The sequence below is a fragment of the Pseudoduganella sp. UC29_106 genome (assembly GCF_044055365.1).
In the GTDB taxonomy this organism is placed as follows: domain Bacteria; phylum Pseudomonadota; class Gammaproteobacteria; order Burkholderiales; family Burkholderiaceae_D; genus Rugamonas.
The window spans coordinates 3,092,311-3,118,696 of sequence record NZ_CP171977.1; the positions used below are offsets into that span (position 1 = coordinate 3,092,311).

16 protein-coding genes and 3 pseudogenes are annotated in these 26,386 nt (G+C 63.4%); 15 read left to right on the top strand and 4 right to left on the bottom strand.

Annotated elements, in window-relative coordinates:
- Positions 1 to 53 precede the first annotated feature (53 nt).
- Both ACHMW6_RS15890 and ACHMW6_RS15895 read right to left on the bottom strand, forming a co-directional pair.
- Positions 54 to 576 (bottom strand): annotated as a pseudogene (locus ACHMW6_RS15890) (L-lactate dehydrogenase); the annotation flags it as partial.
- Positions 577 to 978, bottom strand: a complete 402-nt coding sequence (locus ACHMW6_RS15895) for a universal stress protein (protein ID WP_395408040.1) — start codon at positions 976 to 978, stop codon at positions 577 to 579.
- A 55-nt stretch (positions 979 to 1,033) separates the two neighbouring features.
- Here ACHMW6_RS15895 and ACHMW6_RS15900 point away from each other — a divergent pair, with 55 nt between their 5' ends.
- The 8 genes from ACHMW6_RS15900 to ACHMW6_RS15935 all read left to right on the top strand — a co-directional run bounded on the left by ACHMW6_RS15900 (position 1,034) and on the right by ACHMW6_RS15935 (position 11,981).
- Positions 1,034 to 1,453 carry a hypothetical protein gene (locus tag ACHMW6_RS15900; protein ID WP_395408041.1) on the top strand — a complete coding sequence of 140 codons (420 nt, stop codon included), beginning with the start codon at positions 1,034 to 1,036 and terminating at the stop codon, positions 1,451 to 1,453.
- A 78-nt stretch (positions 1,454 to 1,531) separates the two neighbouring features.
- A complete protein-coding gene (locus tag ACHMW6_RS15905) occupies positions 1,532 to 2,344 on the top strand; it encodes a hypothetical protein (protein WP_395408042.1) in 813 nt (270 codons plus the stop codon).
- A 143-nt stretch (positions 2,345 to 2,487) separates the two neighbouring features.
- On the top strand, positions 2,488 to 5,133 hold the full coding sequence (locus tag ACHMW6_RS15910; protein WP_395408043.1) for a TonB-dependent receptor plug domain-containing protein: 2,646 nt from the start codon (positions 2,488 to 2,490) through the stop codon (positions 5,131 to 5,133).
- Between the two features lie 26 nt (positions 5,134 to 5,159).
- Positions 5,160 to 5,324, top strand: a complete 165-nt coding sequence (locus ACHMW6_RS15915) for a hypothetical protein (protein WP_395408044.1) — start codon at positions 5,160 to 5,162, stop codon at positions 5,322 to 5,324.
- Between the two features lie 17 nt (positions 5,325 to 5,341).
- Positions 5,342 to 8,056, top strand: coding sequence for a heparinase II/III family protein (locus tag ACHMW6_RS15920; RefSeq protein WP_395408045.1), 2,715 nt, complete (start codon positions 5,342 to 5,344; stop codon positions 8,054 to 8,056).
- A gap of 39 nt (positions 8,057 to 8,095) precedes the next feature.
- Complete coding sequence (locus tag ACHMW6_RS15925; protein WP_395408046.1) at positions 8,096 to 9,178, top strand: LacI family DNA-binding transcriptional regulator; 1,083 nt, start codon at positions 8,096 to 8,098, stop codon at positions 9,176 to 9,178.
- Between the two features lie 60 nt (positions 9,179 to 9,238).
- Positions 9,239 to 11,575: a hypothetical protein gene (locus tag ACHMW6_RS15930; RefSeq protein ID WP_395408047.1), complete on the top strand. Its 2,337-nt coding sequence runs from the start codon at positions 9,239 to 9,241 to the stop codon at positions 11,573 to 11,575.
- Between the two features lie 49 nt (positions 11,576 to 11,624).
- On the top strand, positions 11,625 to 11,981 hold the full coding sequence (locus ACHMW6_RS15935) for a hypothetical protein (RefSeq protein WP_395408048.1): 357 nt from the start codon (positions 11,625 to 11,627) through the stop codon (positions 11,979 to 11,981).
- On the opposite strand, the gene ACHMW6_RS15940 is transcribed toward ACHMW6_RS15935, so the two are convergent.
- Positions 11,978 to 13,807, bottom strand: a complete 1,830-nt coding sequence (locus tag ACHMW6_RS15940; RefSeq protein ID WP_395408049.1) for a GGDEF domain-containing protein — start codon at positions 13,805 to 13,807, stop codon at positions 11,978 to 11,980. The two genes, ACHMW6_RS15935 and ACHMW6_RS15940, sit on opposite strands and share 4 nt — an antisense overlap.
- Positions 13,808 to 13,933: 126 nt before the next feature.
- On the opposite strand from ACHMW6_RS15940, the gene ACHMW6_RS15945 reads away from it, so the two are divergent.
- From ACHMW6_RS15945 to ACHMW6_RS15960, 4 genes and pseudogenes are all read left to right on the top strand, one after another.
- Positions 13,934 to 14,560, top strand: a complete 627-nt coding sequence (locus ACHMW6_RS15945; RefSeq protein ID WP_395408050.1) for a methylamine utilization protein — start codon at positions 13,934 to 13,936, stop codon at positions 14,558 to 14,560.
- An 8-nt stretch (positions 14,561 to 14,568) separates the two neighbouring features.
- Complete coding sequence (locus ACHMW6_RS15950) at positions 14,569 to 16,953, top strand: putative bifunctional diguanylate cyclase/phosphodiesterase (RefSeq protein ID WP_395408051.1); 2,385 nt, start codon at positions 14,569 to 14,571, stop codon at positions 16,951 to 16,953.
- A gap of 113 nt (positions 16,954 to 17,066) precedes the next feature.
- Complete coding sequence (locus ACHMW6_RS15955) at positions 17,067 to 19,274, top strand: prolyl oligopeptidase family protein (RefSeq protein WP_395408052.1); 2,208 nt, start codon at positions 17,067 to 17,069, stop codon at positions 19,272 to 19,274.
- A gap of 104 nt (positions 19,275 to 19,378) precedes the next feature.
- Positions 19,379 to 21,430, top strand: a pseudogene (locus ACHMW6_RS15960) (zinc-dependent metalloprotease); the annotation flags it as partial.
- Positions 21,431 to 21,847: 417 nt separating this feature from the next.
- Here the strand turns inward: ACHMW6_RS15960 and ACHMW6_RS15965 are convergent.
- Positions 21,848 to 22,424 (bottom strand): annotated as a pseudogene (locus tag ACHMW6_RS15965) (helix-turn-helix domain-containing protein).
- A gap of 136 nt (positions 22,425 to 22,560) precedes the next feature.
- On the opposite strand from ACHMW6_RS15965, the gene ACHMW6_RS15970 reads away from it, so the two are divergent.
- The 3 genes from ACHMW6_RS15970 to ACHMW6_RS15980 all read left to right on the top strand — a co-directional run bounded on the left by ACHMW6_RS15970 (position 22,561) and on the right by ACHMW6_RS15980 (position 26,283).
- Positions 22,561 to 23,763, top strand: coding sequence for a glycine C-acetyltransferase (locus ACHMW6_RS15970; protein ID WP_395408053.1), 1,203 nt, complete (start codon positions 22,561 to 22,563; stop codon positions 23,761 to 23,763).
- A 21-nt stretch (positions 23,764 to 23,784) separates the two neighbouring features.
- Complete coding sequence (locus tag ACHMW6_RS15975; protein ID WP_395408054.1) at positions 23,785 to 24,747, top strand: NAD-dependent epimerase/dehydratase family protein; 963 nt, start codon at positions 23,785 to 23,787, stop codon at positions 24,745 to 24,747.
- 156 nt (positions 24,748 to 24,903) lie between these two features.
- Positions 24,904 to 26,283 (top strand): L-serine ammonia-lyase, encoded by a 1,380-nt coding sequence (locus ACHMW6_RS15980; RefSeq protein WP_395408055.1) that lies wholly within the window; start codon positions 24,904 to 24,906, stop codon positions 26,281 to 26,283.
- Positions 26,284 to 26,386 lie beyond the last annotated feature (103 nt).

Here is a 26,386-nt window from a genome sequence, read left to right on the forward strand (position 1 = left end):
TCGTGCAGGGGCATGCCGGCCACGCGCGCCGACGACCAGACCAGCACTTCGCTGTCGCCATGTTCGCCCATCACGAAAGCGTTCACCGACGAAGGCGACACGTGCAGCCATGCCGCCAGCAGGGACTGGAAGCGCGCCGTATCGAGCATGGTGCCGGTGCCGATCACGCGGGAAGGCGGCAGGCCGGAAAGATTGGTAGTCACCTGCGTCATCACGTCCAAAGGATTGGTGGCGACGACCAGCAGCGCGTCGGGTGCGTGGCGCATGACCTTCGGCACGATGTCCGCAAACACGGCCACGTTCCGGCCTAACAGTTCCAAACGCGATTCGCCGGGCGCCTGGGGAACGCCGGCGGCAAGCACCACGACCGCGGCGCCGGCCAGCGCCGCATAATCGCCGGCGCGCAGATGGAGGGGATGGCTGAAAAGGCGTCGCGTGCAGCAGGTCCTGGCAGTGGGCGCTGGCCAGCTCGGGATGATGATCGACCAGCACCAGTTCACCGCCGATCCCCTGTAAAAGCATGGCGTAGGCGGCCGTGCTGCCGACCGCCCCGGTACCGACGATTCCTATCTTCATTTAATGCGCCAGCAGGACAGGAAGCGTCATCGTCGCGAGAATGGTGCGTGTGGCGCCGCCCAGCATCAGCTCGTGGAAGCGGCTGTGGCCATAGCAGCCCATGACCAGCAAGTCCGAATTCAGATCGGCGGCGAGGGAGAGGATGTCGTTGCCGATATCCAGCGGGCCTGGACGGACCGTCACCTCGACACTGACGCCATGCCGCGCGAGGTAGAGGGCGATGTCCGCACCCGGCTCCTCGCCATGCGCTTCGTCTCCCGAACGTGGATCGAAGATGGCGACCGTCACCTTGCCCGCGCGGCGCAGCAAGGGCAGGGCGGCGGTGACTGCACGCGCCGCCTGCAGGCTGCCGTTCCAGGCAACCAGGGGGCCGGATGCCGACGGTGGGAAACTCACCCGCATAGGGCACTACCAGGATCGGCCGTCCGGAATTGATGGCCACATATTCCGGCAGATCGTGCAGCAGGCCGCCGGCGTCGCGGTCGTCCGGATTGCCCTGGCCCAGCACCACCAGGTCGGCGTAGCGCGCCTGCAGGCACAGGCCGGAGTACTCGTCCTCTTCGCGCCGGCGCTGCTCGGTATTGCGCGCGCCGAAGCGCGCTGTAACTTCGCCGAAAAGCGCGAGCGATTCGTCGGCCCGCTTCGAGGCGAAGCGCAGGTAGTCGGAAATGATCACGCCGCTGCCTTCGAACATGCTGCCGGAATACATATAGCGGGGCACGCCGGTCATGGCGGCGCCCACGAGGTGGGCCTGCTCCTGCTCGGCCAGTCCGGCGGCCAGCTTGATGCGTTCGGCCGCATTGGCGGCTTTGTCCACATGAACCAGGATGGTACGGTAAGTCATGATTTCCTCCTTTGGCTGATGCAATCAGGCTAATGGGACGGCGTTGCCAATTCCATGATCTGAATCAAATGTGCTAGCATCTCAGATGTTATCGATAACTATGGAGCTCCCATGATAGACATCCGTTTTCTCGCCATTGATGAAGGCCGGCAGCAGCTTTCCCTGGTCAGCACGCGCGATAGCGTCTTCCACTGGTCCCTTGACCTGGCCGATTTCCCCCTGGCGCGCGATATGCAGCGTCTCGACGAAGAGCGCGTGCTGGTCGGCTATGACCATGGCTTCTTCGAACTGGAGTGGCGCACCGGCCGCATCCTCGCCAACTGCGATCGCTGGAACGAAGTCACCGCGGTCACGCGCCGGGAGGACGGCAGCACGCTGGTCACCGGCCTGGATCTGGACGCGCAGGGCGGCGTAACGGTGCTGACGCTCGATGCCGAAGAAAAGCTGGCAGGCACCGCGCGGCGCGAAGGTGACTATGTCCGCCTGATGCGCGTAACGCCGCAAGGCACGTATCTTTTGTGTACGAATGACCACATCAAGGAGACGGACGAGAACCTGGTCGAACTGCGCCGCTTCAGCGCTCCCGGTTTCGAGCATGCCTGGAAGGCCGAGCGCAGGGAAGACGGCAGCACCTGGGTGTCCGCCGGCTATGGCGCCTTCATCGCGGTGTTCGACGCCCATGGCCAGCTGGAGCGCCGTTTCGGCGCTGTGGGGCAGGTGCCGCCAGGCGTCGCGCCGTTTTTCTACGCGACATACAGCTTCCAGGCGGACGGTACGCTGCTGGTCGCCAACTGGCAGGGACATGGCGCTGACAATGGCGCCAAGGGCGCCCAGCTCCTGCAATTCGGCGCCTCCGGCGAGTTGCTTGCTACCTGGTCGGCCCCGGAACGCATCTCGTCGCTGCAAGGAATTCTTCCGGTGTAGGGATTGACAAGCTTTTTCAAGCAATATATTGTTATCGATAACGAGCGCGGCGGGTAATCTCTTCGCGCTTTAATTTTCAGAAGAAATGTTATCGATAACGGACCGACCCAACAGGTCCGCCATAAAATCTACGGAGACATGGAATGAAGAACGCACACGCACCGCGCGCGCTCGCGCCGCGCCGCACCACGCTTGCCGCAGCTGTCAGCCTGCTGGTGATGGGGGCTCCGGCCTGGGCCCAGGAAGCGGCCGAACCGGCGCCGGCGCCAGCAGCGGACAGCCGCAATCTCAAGAATGAAGATGCACCCGTCGTCGTGGTCACCGGCGTGCTGCGCAGCACGACGGCGGACAAGGCGGCGCTGTCGGTCACCAACCTGGATGAAGACCGCGTGCGCTCCGTGGTTCCGGTCAGCGCGGCGGACCTGCTGACCGAAATCCCCGGTGTGGTGGTCACGACCGATGCGGGCGAAGCGCGCAACACGGTCTATACCCGAGGTATTTCCAACGGCACCAGCGCCGGCACCGTTGGCTACTACTGGAACGCCCTGATGGAAGACGGCCTGCCGGTTATCGGTTCGCCGTTCTCCAACTTCTCGGCGGACATGTTCCTGCGTGTGGATGCCACGGTGCGCAGCGTGCAGGCCGTGCGTGGCGGATCGGCCGCAGTGACCGGCCCGAACGCCCCGGCGGGCTTGTTCAACTATCTGTCCAAGAATGGCTTCACGGACCAGGGCGGCATGGTCGGCACGCGCATCGGTGTCGAAAACGAAGACCATCCCGGCAATATCTACCAGAAGCATGACTTCTACTATGGCGCGAAAAACGAGGCGGGCGACTTCGCCTGGTCCATCGGCGGCCATTACCGCCACAGCTTCGGTTACCGCGATATCGAAAAGGCGCCAAACCACGGCGGCCAGCTGAAGGGCAATATGAACTGGCGTTACAACGGAGAATGGGGCAAGGGCGAAGTCCAGGTCTCGTTCAAACACCTCGACGACCAGGTGGCCTTCCTCGATATCGTACGCCCACTGGCACATGGCTGGGGACCAATCCAGTTCGATACGCCATTCGGCCGCAGCGCGAACTTCATTCCTTCCGGCGACCTGGCGCATACCATTCGCTCCGGCCTGAATGGCCGCACCGACAGCTGGGACCCGCAGAATTTTGCCCAGTTCCGCACCAATGCTATTGGCCTCAAGCTGGATCATGATTTCGGCAACGGCTGGAAGATCTCCAACAATCTGCGCGTACAAAGCAACCAGGTGCATCACAATGAGGCGGAAGGCGTCGGCTATCAGTCGATCGCATCGTCCACTGCGATCAACAACCTGGGTGTGGCCCTTGCAGGCCATGGCAATACGCCTGGCTACTATACCTTCAAGGACCGCGTGAGCGGGCAGGTGCTGGCGCGGGTCAACCAGCGCACTGCCGCTAGCGCGCTGACGGGAGGCGCCTGTTCCAGCCTGTGCCTGCAAAGCACGACGCCGAATGCGCTGCCGAACAGCTCCATCGAAGGCAATTCGCCTATCGCGACCGGAAATATGGTGCTGACGGTGAGCGCCCTGAACAACCGCATGCGCGGCAATGATGTCTTCGACCTGTTCACGGCCAACAAGACCATCGACTTCGGCACGGGCAACCAGCTTAGCCTGACCGCCGGCGCCTATATCGCCAAGATTCATTTCGTGCGTGACGCGCTGAACGGCGGCCTGGGACTGATGCCGCTGCAGAACAACCCGACCACGATGGATGTGAGCTTCACCACCCAGGCGGCCAGCCCCGTCACCTATCAGCTGACCGACCCGACCGGCTTTGCCGCCATCGCGGGCACCGGCGGCAGCAGCGTGGGCAGCCTGTATGATGATGTTCACACCCGTGAAATCTCGCCGCTGTTCGGACTGACCTGGGAAAAGGATAATTTCGTGGCCGATTTTGGTGCGCGCTATACCTCCTACAACTTCCGCGGCACGAATTACCGCTATACGACGAATCCGAACGCCACAAGCCGCAGCTTCGGCGGCATCGACGGCAATCCGCTGACGCTGTACGACAACGTCTATGCCATCGACCCGGGCGGCGCCATGACCATCCCATACGACAAGGATGTGCATTACTGGCAGTACACCGGTGCGCTGAGCTACAAGCTGGGCGAACGCCAGACCGTGCACTTCCGCTACACGCACGGACGCAAGAATGCCGAAGGTTTCTGGAACGGTTACGACCAGCAGTGGAAAGTGGATGCGCTGGACCAGAATAACCTGCCCGTCATCAATCAGGCGGAAATCGGCTACAAGTACCGCACGCGCGGGTTCAACATCGAGGTGGCGCCAGTACTATGTGGACCTGGACAAGGTGGGCGTCACCAGTTACAACACGTATGCCGATGGTGTGACCCAGTATGTGCGGCCCGTGATCTACAGCCACTTCAAGTCCTACGGCGTGGAAGTGGACAATACCGTTCGCATCACCAACTGGCTCGGCCTGCGCAATGTGCTCACGCTGAACCGCAGCCGCGCCGTGCAGGCAGCCTCCTGGATCACTGGCTGCGGCGGTCTGCTGAAAGCCTGCGCGCCCGGCGTGACCCCGTTCCCGGATACGCCGTCCTATGCTTCCGGTCCGCAGGAGCGCTCGTCGAAGGTCACCTACAACGGCACGCTGAACTTCGACTTCGAGAACTACGGCGCTTATTACCGCTTCCGCTACATCGGCAAGCGTCCTACGACCACGGCGGCGCTGGCGTATCTGCCGCCGAACAAGGTTTCGGACATTGGCCTGTACTGGAACTATAACGAAAAAGCTGCGCTTCGACTTTAACGTGAACAACCTGCTCAACGACCGCAATGCGACCCAGATCGGGCAGGTCGGCACCTTGCCGGCCGGCGTGACGCTGGACCAGTTCATTGCCCAGTATCCGAACTCGCTGGTCAATGTGCAGACCAACGCGCCGCGCTCCTTCTTGTCCGCCACGCTGCGCTTCTGATGGGGACGCGCAAATTCATGCGGACTGCCGTGTGCGCGGCAGTCGTCAGCCTGGCCTTTGGGGCGCACGCGGAGCAGGCGCCGCCCGGTGCGGTGGCCGGCTCGCCGTTGCCGCCGGTTTCGGCAGTGAGGGAGCGGGTCGCCGCCGATCCACAGGCGGCCGTGCAACTGGCGGCGCTGGAGAAGGGCGTGCGGCCTTACGTCGTGCGTCACCGCGAAGACCCGGCCTGGATCATCTCCCGCCTGCAAATGTACTGGCAGGGCCATCACACGCAGGTGTTCGTCAAAAACAGTGTGTATGACCATGCCGAGGGCAGGGCGCCTGTGCCGACCGTGCGCTTCACCGGCGCGCGCGACGCTGTTTCCGCCTATCTCACGCCGCGCCTGGAAGACGTGAAGCCCTATATGGGCGAGAACGACAAGCTCTGGCTGCAGCGGCGCGATGGCGGCCAGCCCTGGGAATGGGTGGAGCAGTCGAAGAGCGGACGCATCATCGAGTCCATCAATATGCGCATTGCCGAACTGGCGCGCGACGCGGCTTTCCTCTACTGGTATCAGGATGACGAGGCGGCGGGCCGCTTCGCCTACGACATCCTCGATACCTACCTCTCGGGCATGTTCTACCGTGAACTGCCATCCGACCTGCGCCATGGCCACGACCAGAACATCGTTGGGCTGCAATCGTTTGAAGTGATCCACGAAGACATCCTTGGACCGCTGACGGAAACCTACTCGTTCCTGCAGCGCTACGTGGCCCGGCGCGACCCGGCAAAGCGTCAACTGTTCGACGGCGCGTTAAGAAAATGGGCCGACGTGCTGCTGCTGAATGGCGTGCCCTGGAATAACTGGAACCTGATCAAGGCCCGTTTTGTCTTGCAGGCCGCATCGGTGCTGGGCGATGATGCTGCTTATTCGGACGGCAAGGGCCGCCAGTACTATGTGAACACCGTGCTGAACGGACACGGCCCGCGCCACTGGTCGCTGCAGCGGCTGATGGACTTCGGCTACGATCCGGCCAGTGGCATGTGGAATGAGTCGCCGGGCTATTCGATGAATGTGTTCGGCGATTTCACCGAGTGTCTCGAGATGCTGGAGCGCGTGTTCGGCATCGATTATTTCGCCAAGTTGCCGGCCTTGTCGCGGGCGGCAAAGGCGCTGCCGCAATATCTGCTGCCGAACGGCCGCACTGTGGGTTTTGGCGATACCCGTTACGAACTGCCGCGCGTCCAGGGCCTGGACCGCCTGCTGGACCACGCCGAGCGTCAAAACCTGCCGCAGGCGGGCGAGTATCGCAGGCTGCTGGCGGCGCTGCGCGATGGCGCGGATGGCACTGGCGACCGGCTGCGTCCCGTGCATGCGCTCGTCGCTGGCGCCGGACGCGAAGGCGCGCCGGCGGCCGCTGCACCTGTCAGCGCCTACCAGACGCCGACCTACTATTCCGCCAATACGAGCTGGCTGATCCAGCGCAACGGCTACGCAGCCAGGGACGCCGCGAATGAGGCGCTGGCCGTGTCCCTGGTCGGGTCGAACGGCAACCACGCCCACGCCAACGGCCTGGCGATGGAGATCTTTGCCAAGGGCTGGAGCCTGGCGCCGGAGAGCGGGCGCGGATCGGGCTATTTCCAGGCCGACTACGCGGATTACTACTCGCAGTTCCCCGCCCATAACACCGTTGTCGTGGACGGCAATTCAGCCTATCCCGCCATGAAGATCGCGCAGCCCTTCAAGCTGCTGGCTACCTATCCCGCGCCCGGCGCTGCGCTGGCGTCGGCCTATCCGGGCATCACCTTTGGCGAGGCGTCCTTTATCGAGCCAGCCACGCAGTCAGACCAGCGCCGGCTGCTGGCCACCGTGCGCATCGACGACAAACATGCCTATGTGGTCGATGTGTTCCGTTCGCGGCGGCGTGAGGGCGGCGACCGTTATCACGACTATCTGTACCACGGGCTGGCGCAGACCATGCAGCTCAGCGCCGGCGGCGCCGCGCTGCCGGCCGCGCCCACCACCGACCTGAGTTTCGCCGGTGGCGACCTGACCGGCTACGAATACTGGTACGACAAGCAGGAGCTCAAGGCCTATGGGCCGCTGCAGGCGAGGTTCGACCTGAAGCTGCCTAACGACGAACTGTCGATGCGGCTTTGGCTGCAGGGCGGCAAGGAGCGCCAGTTCTACAGCGTCAAGGCGCCGCCATCGACAGCCTGGGCGGCGGGCATGCTGCCCAAAGACCTGGCCCAGATGCCTTCGCCGACACTGGTGGTGCGTCAGCACGGGCCTGCATGGGCGCGGCCTTTCGCAGTCGTGATGGAGGCCAGCCGCAAAGGCGAGCAGGAAGCCGTGCAGCAGGTCACGGAATTTGTGCCGGGCGGCGGCGGCGGCGAGGCGGTCGGCCTGGACGTGCAGCTGGATGGGCAGCGCCGCCATACCGTGTTCTCCAGCGCCGATCCGGCCCGCGCGCTTACGCGGGGCAGCCAGAGCATGTCCGGGCGTTTCGGCATCGCCGGCGTGGGGCCGCGGGGGCTGGAGCTCCCTTTCCTCGGCGACGGCAAGCGGATCGGCGCCGAGGGGTACAGACTCGAATGCGAGGAGCGTGCCTGCTCCGCCGCGCTATGGCGCACGCAGGCCGGCTGGCAATACAGCGCCACGGGTGCAGTCCGCCTGCGCGCGCCGGCAGCCGCGCGAAAGAGGGAGTACCGGCTGCCGGCAAGTGCGCCGGCACCCTTGCCGGGCGCTTGATGTTACAATATTTATCGATAACATGAATGGGATGACTCCATGGCAATCGATAAAACGCGCAGCAACGGCACCGCCACCCTCTATGACGTAGCGGAGAGGGCCAATGTTTCCGGCATGACGGTGTCGCGTGTAATCAACGGCAGTGCGCACGTCAGCGAGAAGACGCGGGAAAAGGTAATGCAGGCAGTCGAGGAGCTGGGCTACCAGGTCAATGTGGCCGCGCGCGTGGCGCGGGTCGGCACGTTGCGGGTTGGGCTCCTTTACAGTAACCCCAGCGCCGCCTTCCTGAGCGCCTTCCTCGTTGGCGCCATGGGCCAGTGCAACCGCAGCGGGGCGCAGCTGTTCCTGGAGCACTGCGACGATATGAAAAGCCAGCGCAAGGCGATCGAGCGCCTGATTTCCCAGGGCGTGGACGGCATGCTGGTGCCGCCTCCGCTGTGCGACTCGCGTTCAGCGCTGAAGCACCTGAAGGAAATCGGCATGCCCGCCGTCGCCGTGGCGACCGCGAAACCGTCGCCGCAAGTGTCCGCCGTCCGCATCGACGACTACGACGGCGCGCGCACGATGACCCGCTACCTGATTGAGCAGGGTCACAGCGACATCGGCTTCATCAAGGGAGACCCGGAGCACACCCCGGCCCAGCTTCGTTATCAGGCATTCATGGACACGATGCACGAGGCGGGCCTGAACGTCCCTGCAGAACGCATCTCCCAGGGCCTGTTCACCTATCGTTCCGGCCTGCTGGCGGCGCGCGAGCTGCTGTCGCAGGCCACCCGGCCGACCGCCATCTTCGCCAGCAATGACGATATGGCGGCGGCGGCGATCTCCGTCGCCCACGGCCTGCACCTGCACGTGCCGGACGATATTGCCATCGCCGGCTTTGACGATACTCCCGTCGCCAGCACCGTCTGGCCCGAGCTGACCACGATTCACCAGCCGATCGGCGACATGGGCAGCGCCTCCGTGGAATTGCTGGTGGAGCTGATCAAGGGCCGCCGCAGCGGCGAGGCGCCGGCGATCCAGCACCGCCTGATGCCGTATACCCTTGAAGTGCGCGAATCGACCGTGGGCGGCGGATTAGCGCCAGCTTTCACCGTCCAGGTCGGGCCACAAGTTTCTTGACTTGCGCCGGCTGTGTCTTTAGAGTCCTCCGTTATCGATAACAATATTTGGAGACTTTGCATGATCCAGCAACAACGGGTGGCGTTTGCGGCCTTGCTCGTGGTGGCCTGTTTGCCTGCGTTCGCCGGCGCTACCACGGACCTGCTGCGCTTTGGCGATTCCGCCTCGGAGATGGCGCATGGCTTGCACGCGCAGGCCAGCAGCGTGGTAAAGGGATTGCTGGACCAGCCGGCACGGATATTCCTGCCGAACGGGGGCGGCGACTGGCGCGGCGGTTCGGCGACCTTCCGGCTGCGCGTGAACGGCAAGGCCCGCAATTATCTGAGCGCACGCTTTTCCGGTGAAGACGTTAGCGGCAACCAGGCCACGCTTTTCTGCGACGGCAAGCAGCTGGGTTATCGCCAGTTGAGCGATATCGACATCCTGGATCAGGGCACGAAGTATCCCGTTGCACCCGGCCGCTTCCATTACGTGACGCATCCGCTGCCGCGCCAGCTGACAGACGGCAAGCGTGAGATCCAGTGCTGCTTGCAGAGCAGCGGCCCGGTCTGGCGCTATGGCGGCGACTTCGCGACCTTCCAGAAACCGATGACCGAGGCCACGCGCGGCTTTTACGCGCTGATTGTCCACGGCGATAAGATGGTCCCGCTGGACGCGGTGGAGGGCCGCGCGCCGGCGTCGCCGGTGAAGCAGGGGGACGGAGCCCCCGTGCTGGATAAGGTAAAGGAGCGCGTCGACAGGCAGTTGGCGGCAATGTGGGCGCGCAAGGCGCCGCCGAACCAGCTGGAAATCGCCTTTCTCGCCAAGACCTATGAAACACCCTGGAGCCGCGGCTACCGTGAGCGCCGCAGCCTGGATCTGATCGCGGCCGGCATCGACGAAATGTGGAGCAAGTATAAAAGCGATCCGCGCATCGCCTACTACGACAAGAACACGCCTAACGAGGGCTGGTTTGGCCTGGGCCTGATCGGGCAGGCGCTCAAGCGCACCCAGGGCGCGCTTAACGCGGACCTGGACGTGCTGGCGCCGGGCGGCGATGCCGCGACGAGCCGTCGCAAAGCCCTGGAGCAGATTTTTGCCGACAGCCGCGAATGGAACAAGCAGCACCGCCGTCTCTACACCAACCAGTCCATGATCAAGGACCTGTATGGCATCTGGTACAACAACGAAGGCCTGATCGCGATCGGCAGTCAACTGGCGGAGCCGCGCGAAAAATTGCTGCCGCTGTTCTATCAGTCGCTGGGCCTTGAACCCTGGGCCGGCAGTTTCAACGCACAGGGCCAGCCGACTTATGCTGCAGCCGAAGCGGACGCGAAGTTCTCCGTGCCGAAGAACTATTTCCAGACCACGAAGAACGGCCTGACGAAGGAGCTGGGTTATGTGGGCGGCTATGGCGAGGTGCTGGACTGGGCTGCCGAGATTTACGAAGCCACCCGTCCCGCATCCGGTCAGCCGGGCGACCGCAAGGTACGCGACCAGCTGGTGACCATTGCGCAGGCCCGCAGTTATTTCCGCTACCCGCACTGGGACCATGAAGGCAAGCGCGCCATGCGGCTGGAAGCGGCGATCGGCTGGCGTGACTTGTACTATCCGAGCGACATCATGTATGCGCAGCGCGCATCCTGGGATGCCTCTCCGCTGCAAGTCGCAGTGGCGACTGCAGATCCGAAGCTGGTTGGCTATGCCCAGCAAATGATTGCCGACAACCAGTTCTTCGGCAGCGTTGAACATATGCTGGAAGCCGGCAGCTTGCGCGCAACCATTGGCCTGATTGACGTCGTTGGCGAGTACGACGCCCTCCAGGGCATGGCGCAGCAGCCGTTCAAGCTGCCAATGAGCGACGGGCAGCCGGATTTCGCGTTTGCCGATGCCGAAAACGGCGTCGTGGCGCTCCGGCGCGGCAATGAGATCCTGTATGCCTCGCTGTACTGGCGCGCGAACTACGGCATCTCGGGCCTGGCGCGCGTGCATTATGTGACGCCTACGACCGACCGCACGGCGACCGTGGCGCTGGACAGGGAGGAGTTCGAGCCCAGTGGCCTGTTCTACGCTCGCCCGAACAATCCGCATGTGAATGGCCACCGCTTCAGCATCCGTTACCCCGGCGACGGCGACGTGTGGACGGCCGGCGAGCGCCAGCCCGTGGCGAAGCTGCCGGAGGGCGTCAAATATGTGCCGGGCGAGGATAACGCCTTTGCTGGCCGCGCCGATTACTACCAGCTGCGCTACGGCCCTTATCTGATTGCGATGAACAGCTCCCGCGACAGGCAATTCAGCCTGGCGCTGCCGAAGCGCAAGGCCGCCGCGCGAGAACTGGTTTCCGGTGCCGTCGTGCCGGCCAGCGCCAGCGCGATCCCGGTGGGGCCGGGCGAAACAGTGGTCGTCGCGCTCGAGTAGGGAGTGCTGGGGCGTTGTCAGCCGGCACGTTCCGTGGCAGCATAGCGGGATGCTATTTCGTCTACTTTTATTGCTGGCCGCGCTGCCGGCCTTCGCGTCGGCCGCGCCGGTCAATTGCGGCGCGCTGCTCGTTGCCAGCCGCGCGGAGCAGGTGAAGGTGCCGCAGTGGCAGGCGAGCCGCCGTGTCGGCGGCGAGGGCCGCCTGTACTTCCATACCGCGCCGGACGGCGCCTGCCGCCAGCGCGACCTCTTCGTCGTCCCCGGCGATGCGCTGGAAGCGCACTTCGAATATGGCACTTATACTGAAGTGGTCTACGTGCACCCGAAGACCGGCCGCGAATCGACAGGCTGGGTGGAGACGGGCCGGCTGCAGGAATCGATGGGCGGACGCGGCGCCAGCCGTTAGCGCGGCACGAAAGGTTCGCGACGGCGGTCTAGGAACAGGCTGTTGCCGTGGATTTTCTTGGCCTGCTTCTTCGCTTCCGCCGCGCAGGTGGCGATCTGGTGGTGCGAGTAGAACTGGTGTGGTTCGACCTTGATCGCGCCCAGCGAAAGGCTGATCAGGGAATAGAAAACCTTCTTGCCCTGGCGGTCCTCGCTGATATAGCCGCCGCGCTCTCGGTCTTCGATGCTGTAGAAATCGCTGATGGCAGAGCCGAATTCCTCCAAAACGGTGCGGCAGCGCTCTTCCCAATCCTCGCTCTGGAACAGCAGCATGAAATCGTCGCCCCCGATATGGCCGACGAAATCGCGGTTCGGGTCCGTGTGGCGGCTCAGGATGCGGCCCGTCAGCTGGATCACATCGTCGCCGCGGCGGTAGCCGTAGACATCGTTGAAGGGCTTGAAGTTATCCAGGTCCACATAGCAGACCCAGAAACGCGTGCCGCTTTCCAGCAGACGGTCGATGTGCTCATTGATCGGCACATTGCCCGGCAGCTGGGTCAGGGGATTGGCGTAGCGCGCGGCGTTGATCTGCATCTGCGTGATTTCGCGCATCAGGTCGTGGCCGGTGCCCATGCCGATATAGCGGCCCTCGTCGGTGATGATGAAGCCGTTGAACAGGTGGTGTGCGTCCGATTCGGCCATGCGGCAGGAAAGGTCCTGCAGGCTGGTATCCTTGTCCGCGATCAGGGGCTTGCTGTCCATGAAGCGGGTGCAGGGCTTCTTGCCATACAGCTCGCGCTCATAGGGGCGGGCGAAGTGCTCGATCATGTCGAAGCGCGAGATCAGGCCAAGGGGCTTATCCTGGTCCACGACCGGGATGATCAGCAGCTTCGGGTCGGCCAGGAAGATCTCGTAGACCTCATTATTGTTCATGCTGGGCGGGACGGCGGCCACCTCATGCAGCAGCTTCTGGATGCTGACCGAGTTCTTGGCGGTACGCTGGGGGTACACTGCCACTCCATTGCGCGACAGCGCCTTCACCACTTCAGCCGGCGCAGCCTTGGCCGGTTGGGCGTGGGGCCGTCCCAGGTGGTAGCCCTGAGCGTAAGCGACGCCGAGGTCGCGCAGGACCAGCAACTCGGCCTGCTTTTCGATGCCCTCGGCGATGACCAGGGTATTGGACTTGTCCGCGATCTCCTGGATCGAGCGCACGAATTGCAGCTTCACCGGATCGGCATTGATGCCCTGGATGAAGTGCATGTCCACCTTCACGTATTCCGGGCGCAGCTCGGACCACAGGCGCAGGCTGGAAAAGCCTTCGCCCAGGTCGTCGATGGCGATCTGAAAGCCCATATTGCGGTAGTGGAGCACCGCCTCGCGCATCAGCTCATAATCGTAGGTCGGCTGGTTTTCCGTCAGCTCGATGATCACATTGGCCGGATTGATGCCGATCTGCTGGATGTAGCCCAGGGTTTCGCCGCCGCTGCCATCCTTGGACAGCACCAGGCTTTCCGGGCTTACGTTCAGGAACAGCTTGCCCGGCAGTTGCAGCTCAGCGAACCGCTCCAGCACAACGCGGCGGCACAGATATTCCACTTCGCGCGCCAGGTTGTTGGCGCGGGCCGCCTTGAACAGGTTCATCGGCGAGTGTAGCGGACTGTCGGAGGGACCTCGGATCAGGCCTTCGTAAGCGATGATGTCGCCGGACTTCATGTCCACGATGGGCTGGAAGAGGGCGGTCAGCTGGCGGCGCGCGATAATGTCCAGCAAATGCTGGCCCAGCTGCTCATCCGGAGTGGGACGCAGGTAGCTCACGTTAGACGGCAGGAGGGCGGAAGGAGGGCTCATGCGCGGAATGTTAATTTCCTAATGTGACAATATGATGAAATTTGGCAAGAGAATTTCTTGTTGCCCCCTATGCAAGCGGCGCTACAATAGGGTTTCATTTACCTGACAGAAACGCTAATGTCTAGCATGCCAATTTTACATTTTGTCTTTGCGGCAACTTTATTGGCCGCCAGCGCTGCCGGCGCCGCCGTCACGGTGCAGGTGACTGATGCGGCCGGCAAGCCTGTGCCGGACGCCGTGGTTTATGCGGAAGCCGAGTCCGGCCAGAGCCTGCCCGCCACCCGCAAGCCCGGAGAAATCGTCCAGCAGGGCATGAAGTTCATCCCATTGGTGACAGTCGTCCAGGCCGGCAGCAAGATCTTCTTCCCGAATAACGACAAGGTCCGTCACCACATTTATTCCTTCTCCCCGGCGCACAAGTTCGACCAGAAACTGTACAGCGGCACCACCGCGGAGCCGCAGGTATTCGAAAAGGCCGGGACCGTGGTCCTGGGTTGCAACATCCATGACAAGATGATCGCTTATGTGCGTGTTGTGGAAACGCCATATTTTGCCAAGACCGATGCCCACGGCGCAGCCTCGGTGGATGCGCCGGCCGGCAAATATGTGCTGAAAGCGTGGCATCCTGACATCACCGGCGGCCAGCCCCTGGAGCAGGCGCTGGCCGTGAAAGCCGATGCGCCGGCCAACGCCAGCTTCAAGATGACGTTGAAAGCTGTAGTGCGCGACGCGGATTCCTTTTCGACTTACTAAGAAAGCCTATGCGTTTTCGCAGCCTTGAAAGCCGGATCGTTACCCTGTTCCTCGTCCTGCTGGTCGTGGTGCAGGTGGTCGGCTTGCTGGTGATTCAGCGCGGGATCAATACCAATGCCCGCAATTCGATCAGCGCCGAACTGGTTAACGGGGCCAAGGTGTTTTCGCGCCTGCTGGACCAGAATGCCCAGAATCTGCGCTCCGGCGCTCGCCTGCTGACGCGCGATGCAGGTTTCCTTTCCGCGGTGGGAAGCACCGATGAAGACGACCGCGCCACGATCGAGTCCGTGCTGGCCAACCATGGCCGCCGCATCAAGGCTTCGCTGTCGATGCTGATCAATGCCGAACGCAAGGTCACGGCGTCCACCAACAATGAGCAGTCGGCCGGTCTCGAGAAGATGGTGTTCGGCATGCTGGATCAGGCGGAGCAGGCGGACGGCGCGATTGGCATCGCCATCGTGGACCGCCGCCCGTACCAGGTTGTCGTGATGCCGGTGAAAGCGCCGATCACGATCGGCTGGGTGGTGATGGCATTCCCCATCGACGAGCGCCTGGCGCGCGAAATGCACGAAATAACGTCGCTGCAGACCACGATCCTGACTGAGAACGCCAAGGGCGGCTGGTTGCCCGTGGCGTCCACCCTTCCGGCATCGGCAGTGGCCAGCATGACCAGCCAGATGGACGGCGCAAGCGGCGAAGTGTTTGACCTCAACCTGGGCGGGGACCGCTACAGCGTGCGTATGATGCGCATCGGCGAGGACGATGGCCAGCGCGCCGTCGTGGTGCTGGGCCGTTCGATCGACGAAGCCACCGCTGAATATGCACGCCTGGAGCGCTGGCTGGTGCTCCTGACCGTTGCAGGCCTGCTGGTTTCCGCTGTCGCCAGCGTGCTGACGGCCAAGCGCATCGCGCAACCGCTGACCGAACTGGCCGGCACCGCCAAGCGCCTGGAACAGGGCGATTACAAGGCCCAGGCCGATGTGCGGGGCGAAGATGAAATCGGTGCGCTGGCCGTCGCCTTCAATACCATGCGCGACGGTATCGCCAAGCGCGAACAAGAAATCCGCCGTCTTGCGTACTGGGACCCGCTGACGAATTTGCCGAACCGCGCCCAGTTCCTGCTGCTCTTGAATGATTCCATCGAGCTGGCGCGCAAGCGCGGCGAGTCGATATATGTCCTGATGATGGACCTGGACCGCTTCAAGCACGTGAACGACGTGATGGGCCACAGCTTTGGCGATGCACTGCTCAAGCAGGTCGCCGGCCGTCTGCTGCACCAGCTGGCGAACCGCCGGCATACGGCTGCGCAGGTGGCGCGCCTCGGCGGGGATGAATTCGCCGTGTTGCTGCCGGGCGCGGACCTGGATCATGCGATCGTGATTGCGGCGGAAATCCTGCGGGCGCTGGAAACACCGTTGTCGCTGGACGAGCAGACGGTCGATATCGGCGCCGGCATCGGCATCGCCGGCTTTCCCGAGCACGGACAGGATGGCGAGGCGCTGCTCAGCATGGCCGAGGTGGCAATGTACGACGCCAAGCAGCGCAGCGAAGGCGCCGTGGTTTACAGCTCGGAGATCGACAAGGGCAGCGAGCAAAGCCTGTCCCTGCTGACGGAGCTGCGCCACGCGCTGGAGCGCAACGAATTCCGTCTTTGGGTGCAGCCGAAGATCGGCCTTGGCAACGGCCATGTGATCGGCGCCGAGGCGCTGGTGCGCTGGGTGCATCCGGTACGCGGCAACGTCTTCCCTGACCAGTTCATTCCCTTCGCCGAGCAGACCGGCTTTATCCGCGTGCTGACGCAGTGGGTGCTGGAGCGGTCGGCGGAGCTGTGCCACGAGCTGGCGATGCGCGGCATCCACATCAAGATTTCCGTAAACCTTTCCACGCGCGACCTGCTGGACCAGGAGCTGCCGTTCAAGTTTGCCGGCATCTTCGCACGGCACCAGGTGTCACCGGGCTCCTTCTGCCTGGAGATCACCGAGTCGGCCATCATGGACGATCCGGTGCGCGCCCAGCAAACGCTGGAGCGCCTGCACGCCATGGGTTGCGACCTGTCGATCGACGATTTCGGCACCGGTTACTCCTCGTTGGCCTACCTGAAGCGGCTGCCGGTCGATGAACTGAAGATCGACAAGTCCTTCGTGCTGAATATGGTGGAGGACGTGGGCGACGCCAAGATCGTGCGCTCCACCATCGACCTTGGCCACAATATGGGCTTGCGCGTGGTGGCCGAAGGCGTCGAAAGTCGCGAGGCCTGGGACATGCTGGCGCGCCTGGGCTGCGACCAGGGGCAGGGCTATTTCATGTCGCGCCCCATTGCCGCCGATCAGCTGGCGGGCTGGGTCGAGACCTGGCGCGCGTCCACGCACGCAACAGCCACTTTCGCCGAATAAAAAGCGCCGCATGCCCCGGCGGAAAGTTTCAAATTCGTTATATTTCACGCTATGATCCGTCGACCGCGGCGGCCCACGAGGCACGCTGCGCATTACTCTTATAAGGACAATCGATGCAGATCAAGCGTGCTACCCTCGTTCTTTCCCTTCTCGCGGCATTCGGCACCAACGCCATCGCCCAAAGCTGCCCCGGTGGCGCTTCCAGCTTCCACTACCCGCTGACCAAAAAGGTCGACCAGCAGGACAACTACCACGGTACGATGGTCGCGGACCCTTACCGCTGGCTGGAGGACGCGAACAGCGCCGAGACCAAATCATGGGTCGAGGAACAGAACAAGGTAACACAGGGCTTCCTGTCGCAGATCCCGGCGCGCGAAGCCATCAAGTCGCGCCTGACCAAGCTGTGGAACTTCGAGCGCTTCAGCGTGCCGTACAAGGAAGGTGGCCGCTATTTCTACAGCCGCAACGACGGCCTGCAGAACCAGTCCGTGCTCTACACCGTGAAGTCGCTGGGCGATACGCCGCGCGTGCTGCTGGACCCGAACACGCTGGCTGCTGATGGCACCGTGGCGCTGGCCGGCCTGGCCGTGAGCCCGGATGGCAGGCACCTGGCCTACAGCATCGCCGCTTCCGGCTCCGACTGGAATGAGATCAAGGTGCGCGATATCGAAACGGGCAATGACCGTACCGACCATATCAAGTGGGTGAAGTTCTCCAATACCGCCTGGGCGCATGACGGTTCCGGTTTCTACTACAGCCGCTATGACGAACCTACCGAGGCGGCGAAGCTGTCCGGCATTAACTACTTCCAGAAGGTCTATTTCCACAAGCTGGGCACCGAGCAGTCGGCTGACGTGTTAGTCTACGACCGCCCGGACCAGAAGGAGTGGGGCTTCTCGGCCAATGTGACCGACGATGGCCGCTACCTGGTCATCAGTTCCTCCCAGGGCACGGAACGCAAGCGCCGCATCTTCTACAAGGACCTGAAGGCGAAAGATGCGAAGGTGGCCGGTCTGCTGGAAGCCTTCGATGCGGATTATGATTTCATCGATAACGATGGTCCGGTGTTCTACTTCCGCACCGACAAGAATGCGCCGAAGTCGCGCATCGTGGCGATCGACGTGCGCAAGCCAGCCATCGGCGACTGGAAGGAAGTTGTGGCCGAGGCGTCGCAGACGCTGACCAATGCGGGCATCGTCAACAGGCAGCTGGTGCTGAACTACCTGACCGATGCGCATAGCGCCGTCAAGATCGTCGACCTGAAGGGCAAGCCGGTGCGCGAAGTGTCGCTGCCGGGCATCGGCTCGGCGGGGGGCTTCGGGGGCAAGCGTGGCGATAGCGAGACCTTCTATTCCTACACAAGCTTCACCACACCGACGACCATCTATCGCTACGATATGAAGACCGGCCAGAGCACGGTGTTCCGCCAGCCGAAGGTGGACTTCGATCCGGCTGCTTATGAGACCCGCCAGGAATTCTTCACTAGCAAGGATGGTACGCGCGTGCCGATGTTCATCGTGTCGAAGAAGGGCATGAAGCTGGATGGCAGCAATCCGACCTACCTGTATGGCTACGGCGGCTTCAATATCTCGCTGACGCCTGCCTTCTCCGTCGCCAACCTGGCGTGGGTTGAAATGGGTGGCGTGTATGTGATGGCCAACCTGCGCGGCGGCGGCGAGTACGGCGAGGCCTGGCACAAGGCCGGCACCAAGCTGCAGAAGCAGAATGTGTTCGACGACTTTATCGGTGCGGCCGAGTGGCTGGTGTCGCACAAGGTGACTTCGCCCTCGAAGCTGTCGATCGGTGGCGGCTCGAATGGCGGCCTGCTGGTGGGTGCGGCGATGACGCAGCGTCCGGACCTGTTTGCGGCGGCGCTGCCGGCGGTGGGCGTGATGGATATGCTGCGCTTCCACAAGTTCACCATCGGCTGGGCGTGGACTTCGGACTACGGTTCGTCCGATAACGCGGACGAGTTCCAGGCGCTGGTCAAGTATTCGCCGCTGCATAACCTGAAGGCGGGCGGCTGCTATCCGGCGACCATGGTCACGACCGCTGACCACGATGACCGCGTGGTGCCGGCGCACAGCTTCAAGTTTGCCGCGGCGGCGCAGGCTGCGCAGGCCGGTGCTTCACCGATCCTTATCCGCATCGAGACCAAGGCGGGCCACGGGGCGGGCAAGCCGACTTCCAAGCAGATCGAGGAAGTGGCCGACAAGTGGGGCTTCCTGTACCGCACGCTGGGCATGGACGCGGCCAGCACCGCCACCGCCGCCCCGGCGGCTGCCCCGGCCGCAGGTTCCGGTACGGCAGGCGCGCAGTAATGGCCCCGCGCGCCGCCTCCCGTCCCGCCCCGCACTGCGCGCCAGGCGGCGCAGCGGCGCTTCCTCCCGCGCGTCGCGCCGGCCTGGCAATGGCGCTGGCCGTCATGTTCGCGCCAATCGCCGGCGTCCATGCGGCCGACGCACCTCCGGCGTCCTACGCCGAGCAAACGCGCGCCCTGCAAGTTGTTCCTGGCTTCGTCGACCTTTGGCGCGACGAAGAAAAGGGCAGGGTCCTGCTGTCGGTCAGCCAGCTCGACCAGCCCTTCCTGCTCCTCAGTTCCCTGCCATACGCCCTGGGCAGCAATGATGTTGGCCTGGACCGGCGCCAGCCCGGTGACCTGAAACTGGTCCGCTTCCAGAAGCATGGCAAGCGCCTGTTCCTGGTGCAGGACAACACCCGCTTCACAGCCAACTCGAAGGACGCCGCCGAGCGCGAGGCGGTTGCGCAATCCTTCCCGAGCGCCGTTCTCTGGTCGGGCGACATCCTGGCGTCAGACCAGGGCAAGCACCTCGTGGACTTCTCCAGCTTCCTGCTGGCCGACCAGCATGGCGTCACCCAGCGCCTGCAGGACGCGAAGCAGGGCGCCTACAAAGTCGACGAGAAGCGCAGCGCCGTGCTGCCAAAGGAAGCAAAAGCCTTCCCTGAAAATATCGAGCTGGAAGCGATGCTCACCTTTGCCGGCCCGGGCGAGGGTGAATTCGTCAAACAGGTGGCCGCTGACCCGGCCAGTCTCACGCTGCGCCAGCACATCAGTATGGTGCGGCTGCCCGAGGCAGGATACCAGCCGCGAGCCTACCATCCCGCATCCGGCGGTTTCGACACCGGCTACTACGACTTCGCTGCGCCCCTCGCGGCCAGCCTGGACGTGCGCTGGCAAGTCTGCCACCAGCTCGAAAAGACCGACCCTGCGGCGGCGCTCAGCCCCGTGAAGAAGCCCATCGTCTACTACCTGGACCGCGGCGCACCGGAACCAGTGCGTTCCGCGCTGATGGATGGCGCCCGCTGGTGGGCCGCCGCCTTTGAAAAGGCCGGCTTCAAGGACGCCTTCCGCGTCGAACTGATGCCCGAAGGCGCCGACCCGCTGGACGTGCGTTACAACGTGATCACCTGGGTGCATCGCGCCACGCGCGGCTGGTCCTACGGTAACGCCATCACCGATCCGCGCACCGGCCAGATCATCCGCGGCGCCGTCACCCTCGGCTCGCAGCGCGTGCGGCAGGACATCCTGATCGCGGAAAGCCTGCTGGCGCCTGATGGCAAGTCCACGCCCGCCGACCGCAGGCAGCTCGCCGAACAGATGGCGCTTGCCCGCCTGCGCCAGCTGGCCGCGCATGAAGTGGGCCACACGCTGGGCTTCGCCCACAACTTCGCGGCCAGCCAGCATGGCAACGGTTCGGTGATGGACTATCCCCATCCTGTACTGAAGCTCGGTGCCGACGGGCGCATCGACCTGGCGGATGCCTACGGCACCGGTGTCGGAGCCTGGGACGAGTACATCGTCAAATACATCTACGGCCAGTTTGCGGACGAGGAGGGCGCACTGGCCGGCTTGCGTGCGGAAGCCCGCGCCGCCGGCATGCAATATGTGAGTGATCCCGATGCGCGTTCCGCCGGCTCGGCCCATCCGAACGGCCTGCTGTGGGACTTCGGCCCCGATTCGCTGAAAACCTGGGACCAGCTGGGCGCCATCCGCCGCAAGGCGCTGGATGCGTTCTCGCTGGATGTGCTGCCGAACGACCGCCAGTCCGGCGAGATCGAGGCTCGCCTCGTACCCGTGTATCTGCTGCAGCGTTACCAGGGCGAGGCGCTGGCGCGCCTGATCGGCGGCGGTGCTTTCGATTACAGCACAAGCGGCGACGTGAAAGCCGGCCTGGCGCAGGGTGGAGTGCGCCCCGTTCCTGCAGCCACCCAACGGGCGGCTCTCGGCCGTCTGGCCGATACCTTGCGGGCCGAGTACCTGGCGCTGCCGCCGTCCGTGCTGGACGTCCTGACACCACCCGGCCAGGGCTTTGAGCGTAACAAGGAGTATTTCGGGACGCGCATGAACAGCGTGTTCGATGCCCTGTCAGCCGCCGAGGCTGGGGCGGCGCAGAGCGCGCAGTTCCTGTTCGACACTTCGCGCCTGAACCGCCTGGCGTGGCAGCATGCGCGCGACGCTGCGCAGCCGGGCGTGGAGGAAGTGGTCGGCGCGGTTCTCGCCCGGACGTGGAAGCGCGATGGCGTGCCGTCCTCGCTGGCCGGCGGAGAAGCGGTGCAGCTGGCGGCAAACTGGGTGGTGCTGGATGCGTTGCTGCGCGCGGTGGATGGCGGCGGGCTGCATGCGAATGTGGAGGCGGAGGTGCGCGGACAGCTGAGGGAGCTGGCTGCGTGGCTGCGGAAGAATCCCGGGAAGGGCGTTAGCGCGGACAGCCGTGTGCAGGCGGCTGCACAGATCGCCGGCTTATCTGGCGGATCCGCGCAGCGTCAAGCTTCGCCCCTTGCCCGCCATCCCGCCCGGGGCGCCGATTTAAACCCAAGGCGTAACCCAAGTGTCAGGCGCGATGTGCCTGACACTAGCTTCACGCCGTGGGTTTCAGCGGTGGATAACGACCAGCAAGCCCTTGGCCTCGGTCTTGCCCGTATTGCGGATCGCATGATGCTGGTCCGCCGGATAACGCGCGGTAGCGCCGAGCTTTACCTTCTTCTTGCTGTTCGCAACCTCCAGTTCCATGGACCCGTGCAGCAGCGTCAGATGCTCGGTCGTCCCCGGATCATGCGGTTGCGACACCAGTTCGCCGCCGGGGGCCAGGGTCAGCTCATACCACTCATATTTTCCGGCCAGCTCCATCGGCCCCAGGATGCGCAGGATGTAACCCGCATGGGCGCCGGGCAACGTCGGCGTTTCGTGCGCGTCGATTATTCTTATTGTTTCAATATTCTTTTTCTACATCCGCCAGTAATTCGCCGATGGCCACGCCCAGCGCGTTGGCCAGGCGCCAGGTGATGGCAATGGTCGGATTGGCCTTTTCGCGCTCGATCTGAGACAGCATCGACTTCGAAACGCCGGCAATTCGGGACAAGTCTTCCAGGGTCAGGCCGCGCGCCAGGCGCAGGCGCTGCAGGGCGGCCCCTACTTCGGGTGGTGCATTGTTGGCAACAGTCGGTTTCACGCTTGCAAAGTTCAATATAGTAAAGTAGGATTCGTTATATTGAATCCGTGTTCAAGATAGTGGATTTCTGAAGGATCAGTGGATCAAGAGTAAACTTTAGCTCCCACCCGGTCAATACATATATAGAGGGAAGATCATGAGCCAAGCGACCAATGCGTTTTACAGCGGACTGCAACAGAACCTGGAAAAGCTGCGCCAGGATGGCCTGTACAAGCCCGAGCGCGTGATCGCATCCCGCCAGGGCGCCGAGGTAGTCTCGGAAGACGGCCGGACCCTGATCAATATGTGCGCCAATAACTACCTGGGCCTGTCCGGCCAGGAGTGGGTGGCCCAGGCTTCCATCGCCGCGACCGAGAAATACGGCTACGGCCTGTCCTCGGTGCGCTTCATCTGCGGTACCCAGACCGTTCACAAGCAGCTGGAGCAGGCAATCTCGAAATTCCTCGGCACCGAAGACACCATCCTGTACGCCGCAGCGTTCGACGCCAACGGCGGCGTGTTCGAACCGCTGTTCGATGAGAACGACGCCATCATCTCGGACGCCCTGAACCACGCTTCCATCATCGACGGCATCCGACTGTGCAAGGCCGCGCGCTTCCGCTACGCCCACAACGACATGGCCGACCTGGAAACCCAGCTGAAGGCCGCTGCAGACAAGCGCCACAAGGTCATCGTGACCGATGGCGTGTTCTCCATGGACGGCACCATCGCCCAGCTGGACAAGATCGTTGAACTGGCCGGGAAATACGGCGCTCTGGTCATGATCGACGAATGCCACGCCTCCGGCTTCATGGGCAAGACCGGCCGCGGCACGCACGAACACCACAATGTCGTCGGCAAGATCGACATCATTACCGGCACCCTGGGCAAGGCCCTGGGCGGAGCGATGGGCGGCTTCACCTCCGGCCGCAAGGAAGTGATCGACACGCTGCGCCAGAAGTCCCGTCCTTACCTGTTCTCGAACACCCTGGCGCCTTCGATTGCCGGCGCCTCGCTGGAAGTGCTGAAGCGCCTGTCAGAATCGACCGAACTGCGCGACCGCCTGCATGAAAACACTGCTTACTTCCGCAAGGAGATCGAGCGCATCGGCTTCACCATCAAGCCGGGCACCCACCCGGTAGTGCCGGTGATGCTGTTCGATGCGCCGGTGGCGCAGAAGTTCGCGGCGCGAATGTATGAGCTGGGCGTGCTGCTGTCGGGCTTCTTCTACCCGGTGGTGCCGATGGGCCAGGCGCGCGTGCGCGTGCAGCTCTCCGCTGCCCACACCCGCGAGCAGCTGGAGAAGGTACTGGCGGCATTCGAACAGGCCGGCAAAGAGCTCGGCATCATCAAGAATTAAACGGAAATACAGGAATCGAACATGGAACGCATCCTCGTCATCGGCGCAAATGGCCAGATCGGCAGCGAACTCGTTGAAGCACTGGCTGGCAAGCACGGTGTTGACAATGTCATCGCGACCGATATCAGCCCGAAGAATCTCTATAACGCGGCCCGCTATCAGGTGCTGGACGTGATGGATAAGGCGGCCCTGGAAAAGCTGGTGGCCGACGAGAACATCACCCAGGTCTACCAGCTGGCTGCGATGCTGTCCGCCACGGGCGAGGCGGCGCCGCTGAAGGCGTGGGACCTGAACATGGACGGCCTGCTGAATATCCTGGAAGTGGCGCGTGTGCGCGGCGAGCAGGGCAAGCCTGTGCGCGTATTCTGGCCTTCGTCGATCGCGGCATTCGGCCCGAATACTCCGCAGCAGAACACGCCGCAGATGACGGTGATGGACCCAACCACCATCTACGGCATTTCCAAGCTGGCCGGCGAGCGCCTGTGCGAGTACTACTTCCTGAAATATGGCGTGGACGTGCGCTCGATCCGCTATCCGGGCATCATCAGCTTCAAGTCGCCTCCGGGCGGCGGCACCACTGACTATGCGATCGCGATCTTCCACTCGGCCCTGCGCGGCGAGCGTTACGACTGCTTCCTCGGCCCGAAGACTACGCTGCCGATGATTTACATGCCTGATGCGATCCGCGCCACCATCGAACTGATGGAAGCGCCGGCGGAATCGGTGAAGATCCGCTCTTCGTACAACGTGGCGGGCGTGTCCTTCAATCCTGAGGAGCTGGCTGCGGCAATCACCCGCGCCGTGCCGGACTTCAAGATCGCCTACAAGCCGGACTCGCGCCAGGCCATCGCCGACAGCTGGCCGCAGAGCCTGGACGATTCGAAGGCGTTCGCCGATTGGGGCTGGAAGGCACGCATCGGCGTGGACGAGATGGTCAAAGATATGCTGGCCAATATCGACGTGGCCCTTGGCCAGGCCGCGTGACGGGACGCACGGCGGATCAATGATCCGCCCTACGCATTGCGGTTGTTCACGCCACCGTGTTGCGTCCCATGATCCGACGAATGGCGTAGGGCGGATCATTGATCCGCCGTGCATGCGTCACAACGAACATAAAATATAAATGGGAGACAAAATCCAATGGACATGAGCGTTTTCGACCTCTTCAAGATCGGCATCGGCCCCTCCAGCTCGCACACCGTAGGCCCGATGGTCGCCGCGCGCCGCTTCCTGGTCGAAAACAGCCCTCTGGATAGTGTTGTAGAAGTAGAAGCAGAACTTTTCGGCTCCCTGGCCCTGACCGGCGTCGGCCACGGCACCGACAAGGCGGTAATCCTCGGTCTGATGGGCGAAACCCCACAGGGTGTGAATCCGCACGCGGTGAATCAGATGCTGGCATCCGCCGAAGAAGCCAAGGAACTGAAGCTGCTGGGCGAAAAAACCGTCCCCTTCACAGCCGCCGCCAACCTGATCTTCCACAAGACCGAAAACCTGCCCGAGCACCCGAATGGCATGCGCTTCACGCTGAAACGCGCCGATGGCGACACCGTGCGCAAGGTCTACTATTCGGTCGGCGGCGGCTTTATCCGCGCCGAAGGCGAGCAGGCAGCCACCAACGGTGCGCCGAAGGTGGAAATCCCTTATCCTTTTGATACGATGGCCGATCTGCTGGCGCACGGCCAGCGCACCGGCCTGTCCATCCCGCAGATGCTGCGCGCCAATGAGCTGACCCGTGTCAGCGAGGCGGAACTGGACGCGGGCCTGGACCGCATCTGGAACGTGATGCGCGACTGCATCCAGCACGGCCTGGAAACCGACGGCCAGCTGCCGGGCGGCCTGCACGTGAAGCGCCGCGCGGCCAGCCTGTGGCGCCAGGCGCAGAAGCCGGACCGCGCCGACCATCTGCCGCATGATGCGCTGAACGGTGTGAGCCTGTATGCGATGGCCGTTAATGAAGAAAACGCCGCCGGCGGCCGTGTAGTGACTGCGCCAACCAATGGCGCGGCGGGCATTATCCCGGCGGTGCTTAAATATTACGCAGAGGATTGCAAACCGCTCGATCCGGTGTCCGGCGTGCGCGTGTTCCTGCTGACCGCTGCGGCCATCGGCATGCTGTGCAAGCGCAATGCGTCCATCTCCGGCGCCGAAATCGGCTGCCAGGGCGAAGTGGGCGTTGCCTGTGCCATGGCGGCTGCCGGCCTGGTTGCAGCGCTGGGCGGGTCCAACCTGCAGATCGAAAATGCCGCCGAAATCGGCATCGAGCACCACCTGGGCATGACCTGCGACCCGATCGGCGGGCTGGTGCAGATACCTTGCATCGAACGCAATGGCATGGGGGCGGTGAAAGCGATTACGGCTGCTTCGCTGGCCTTGAAGGGCGACGGAACCCATTTCGTGTCGCTGGATGAGGTGATTGAAACCATGCGCCAGACGGGCGCTGACATGCAGGCCAAGTACAAGGAAACCTCGCTCGGCGGCTTGGCCGTGCACGTGGTGACGGTTAACCACCCCGCCTGCTGAGAAAACCCAGGGCAAAACCTGGTGGCTGCCACGGCGTGGCAGCCACCTGTTACGCGGCGGTGGCTTAGGTGGCTGCCACATCGTGGCTGCCACCAGGGGTTAC